4 protein-coding genes and 1 pseudogene are annotated in these 3,712 nt (G+C 34.7%); 3 read left to right on the top strand and 2 right to left on the bottom strand.

The genetic code is table 11. The features are described from left to right. Window positions 1-57: 57 nt before the first annotated feature. Window positions 58-198: a hypothetical protein gene (locus F6K13_RS23380; protein WP_161564439.1), complete on the bottom strand. Its 141-nt coding sequence runs from the start codon at window positions 196-198 to the stop codon at window positions 58-60. 148 nt (window positions 199-346) lie between these two features. Here F6K13_RS23380 and F6K13_RS23385 point away from each other — a divergent pair, with 148 nt between their 5' ends. The 3 genes from F6K13_RS23385 (at window position 347) to F6K13_RS23395 (ending at window position 3,358) form a co-directional block, all read left to right on the top strand. Continuing rightward, window positions 347-811, top strand: coding sequence for a hypothetical protein (locus F6K13_RS23385; RefSeq protein WP_124144318.1), 465 nt, complete (start codon window positions 347-349; stop codon window positions 809-811). A gap of 1,069 nt (window positions 812-1,880) precedes the next feature. Continuing rightward, entirely contained in the window at window positions 1,881-2,666 is a 786-nt protein-coding gene (locus tag F6K13_RS23390; RefSeq protein ID WP_124144319.1) for a DsbA family protein, read from the top strand. A gap of 536 nt (window positions 2,667-3,202) precedes the next feature. Beyond that, window positions 3,203-3,358 carry a hypothetical protein gene (locus F6K13_RS23395; protein WP_161564997.1) on the top strand — a complete coding sequence of 52 codons (156 nt, stop codon included), beginning with the start codon at window positions 3,203-3,205 and terminating at the stop codon, window positions 3,356-3,358. A 234-nt stretch (window positions 3,359-3,592) separates the two neighbouring features. Here the strand turns inward: F6K13_RS23395 and F6K13_RS23400 are convergent. Further along, window positions 3,593-3,712: pseudogene (locus F6K13_RS23400) on the bottom strand (ribulose-phosphate 3-epimerase); the annotation flags it as partial.

Raw genomic sequence — 3,712 nt, forward strand, 5'->3', positions numbered from 1 at the left:
TCCCCATCCCCCCAGGGCTAATTTTTTGTCGCCAGAAAATACTAATATAAAATACATTTAGTTGTACAAATATACTATACAAATCTCCCCACCTCCCCATCTCACCAAATTCCCCTCCTGGGAGGGGTTAGGGGTGGGTTTCCATCTCCCCATCTCCCCATCTCCCCACACTCCCTGAGATGTTGTATTTTTTAACAAAACTATGTTTTTGACTTTAAGTATGGTTACAATAACTACAGGTTTATTAAAATTTAAGAATTCAATAAACAAACAAAGACCAATCACAAAAATTGGTGGTTCTAATTATCAAGTGGTCAACCAATTTTAATAATGGAGAGGTAAAATTATGAGCACTAATGGAACTATGACAGAAACTAATAAAACTACTGATAGTAGTAGTAAAACTACTACTCAAAGTAATCAGCCAACAAAATTGGATCAAGGGTCTCAACAGCGTACCACTTTACAAGTTGAGACCAAACCAGTACAAGAAAAGCAAGCACAAGAATCTCAAGTATCTGGAAAATTAGCCTTACCTGGAAATCGTCCTATTGGCACAACTAATCTTAAGTATACTCAAACAATTTCTAATCGTCCTGTAGTTTCAACAGGTCTTGAAGTACATCATACAATGTCCGCTTCTGGAATTCGTCCAGTTGTTTCTAGTGGATTAGAGTTTAATAGTACTATTACTGCTTCTGGAGTTCGCCCTATAGGTACTAATCATTTAGAAGTTAGTCAAACTTTGATGAATCGTCCAGTTGCTTCTAATCAGGTTGATAATGAAGGTTTGATGGGTTTTTTAGATTAGAATTTAACCATTTTCTTCTAATTTAGAAAGTGTGTCTATAGATTATTAATTACGTTTGTTTGTCAAAATTTAGATTATTTTGGCAAACTGTAACTATAAAAGAGGGAGTAGGGAGTAGGGAGTAGGGGAAAGGGAGAAATAATTGATAATTTCTGTGCGATAATTGATTTTATTTTTGATTCTTGGAGATATCCAATAAATAATTCACTATTCATTATCATTTTCTTTGTGGGTTTAATACCCCACCGTCTACACGGTGTTCAAAATTACTTGGGGTGAGAATCCCCATGTAATTTTCCTCCTGTCTCCTGTCTCCTGTCTCCTGTCTCCTTCTTCAATACCTCTCCTTGAAGTAGATAGGATTGACAAAAAGTAAAATATTTTTTTGTTTGTTGTTTGTTTATTCAGATGATAAAGATGCTTTAACTATGAATTATTCGGTAAATACTGAAAGATATACTAAATTTTTTTTTGCGGAATAATTCTGTTAAATAATTTTTCTCAAAAATTTTATTGATTTCCCTAATTTTATTTTTTACTATTCTCTCTCTAGTTACATATAATTTTCAACCTTATAGCTACTCGAACGGAGAAAGGTTTTGTTTATTATTTAATTTAAGCAGTCTGATAATGATTTGTGAAAAATCCAGAACTTATAGATAGAAAATCAAAAAACTTGATCTCTAACCCCTAATTAAAAATTTTCGTAATTCCTAGATTTTATTCACAACTAAAATAGGACTACCATGTATAGCAATGTGCGCTGGCATATTTACAAATTACAGTAACTGTCCAATAGCTAAAAGCCTGATATTATCGGTTTTTTATTCCCCCTTCCGGAGCTGTTGCCAGATGAGCTGTTGCCTGCGCACAGCGCTATATAGCATTTTTATTTGCAATGTCAAACAATAGTTAGTTATTTACTAACATTAAAAAGTCCGGTAAACCATCTTACCTTTTGCCTCTTGCCTTTCGCCTTTTTCCTAAAATTTGCCAGATTTTTGAAACAACTCAAATGAAATTTATACTATATTATATTCATGATTTTTTTGACTTTAAATGGAGGACTATGAGTAATTTTTCTACTAGATTTAATCTATATAACTTGAAAGTTTTATACTTCATAGCAATATTCAGTATAGTTATTGCCATTAGTGGTTGTACTCCATCAGCTCAATCAACTGGTACTCAAGTAAATTCAGAAGAATTAGAACAGCAAGTATTACAGATTATTCGTAATAATCCAGAAGCAATTATAGAATCAGTACAAGCTTACCAACAACAACAACAGGAACAACAACAAGCTAGTAAGCAGGAAGTATTAAAACAGTTTAAAACCAATCCTCAAGCAAAAATTGGTAATTCTCCAACTTTTGGTTCTACCGAGCAAAAAATCGTGTTGTTTGAATTCTCAGATTTTCAATGTCCTTTCTGCTCTAAAGTGCAAGTAAATCTTAAAGAATTTATGGATAAACATCAAGATAGAGTAACTTTAGTATTTAAGCATTTACCTCTAGTAAGAATTCACCCTCAAGCAATTCCAGCAGCTAAAGCATCTTGGGCAGCTCAACAACAAGGTAAATTTTGGGAATATCACGATGCTTTATTTGAACAACAGGATAAATTAGGTGAAGAGTTCTATATAGAAATTGCTAATAATTTGAACTTAGATATAGAGAAGTTTAATAGCGATCGAAAGTCTCAGGAAGCAACTGACTCAATTCAACAAGATTTTCAACTAGCTCAAGAAATTGGTGCTTCTGGTACACCTTTCTTTGTGATGAATGGAGAAACTTTTTCTGGTGCAGTAAAAGTATCAGATATGGAGAAACTTTTGGCTAAAGTTAGTCAATAAATTTACCTTTTGAAAAAATTAAAAATAGATGGCTTGAAAAGGGAAGAAGAGAAAGTTAGATGGAATAGCTAACGGGTATTTGCTCCGCATCTACAAACTCCAACTAATTGCAAATACCATATAGAACTCATTTGGTATCTTTGCAAAGGTATGTGCTTTTGGCATAGGAGTCAGGGGTCAGGAGTCAGGAAATTCAGAAATAGAATAGGGGAAAAAATGGATGGGACTCCGCGCCGTCGCATGGCACAAGAGGTCGAGGGATGGCGTTAGCGTTTGCGATAGCATTCCGCAAGGAAAGCTCCTCTGTTTGCGCAGCATTCCGCAGGAAAAGAGGCAGCGACTCTGTCAAGAGCGGGTATCCTCACCATATCCAATCGACCAACAGAGCGGTCAGATCCTGCGTCAGCGCAAGAGGCAAGGGAATGCTGACCAAGAGAGGGAACGCGCACCAACGTAATTCTCAAGTAGCAATTAATTAAATTCAACAAGATGTTTAACTAGCTCAAGAAATTGGTGCTTCTGGTACGCCTTTTTTTGTGATGGATGGAGAAACTTTTACTGCACCAGAAAAAGTATCATATCAAATCCGGTTAAACAACCATAGAATGGTTAAGTTAGGAGTACTCAGGAGTCAGGAGTCAGGAGTCAGGAGAAGAAAGAATTACAAAGATGAGCGTAGTTATGACGATTGAAGATTTTTTTTATGTCCAATTAAACGGATTTGATATCAGATATGGAGATGGCTTTAGCTAAAGTTATTTAGTAGATACTTTGCCTGGTCTTGCAAGAGACAAAAGCATTAAAAAAGATTGAATTTTGACTTTTGCTAGAGGTTTAAATCAATCTCAACCAAAAGAAAATTAAAAATGGATTGTACAATCCATTTTTAATTTTAATAATTTTTTATTAAACTGTATTTTTTGTTATTAAACAGTAGCTAACTCAGGTTCAGGAACAGGACGCTTACTATTACGAATACCATTAATTGCTTCTGCATAATCATCAGCTTTAAACACGGCAGAACCTGCAACAATAGCATTAGCACC

The sequence above is a fragment of the Okeania sp. SIO2B9 genome (genome assembly GCF_010672505.1).
Classification (GTDB): Bacteria; Cyanobacteriota; Cyanobacteriia; order Cyanobacteriales; family Microcoleaceae; genus Okeania; species Okeania hirsuta.

Coding starts and splice junctions, on each gene's coding strand:
- F6K13_RS23385 (WP_124144318.1), top strand. CDS start 347: ATGAGCACTAATGGAACTATGACAGAAACTAATAAAACTACTGATAGT.
- F6K13_RS23390 (WP_124144319.1), top strand. CDS start 1,881: ATGAGTAATTTTTCTACTAGATTTAATCTATATAACTTGAAAGTTTTA.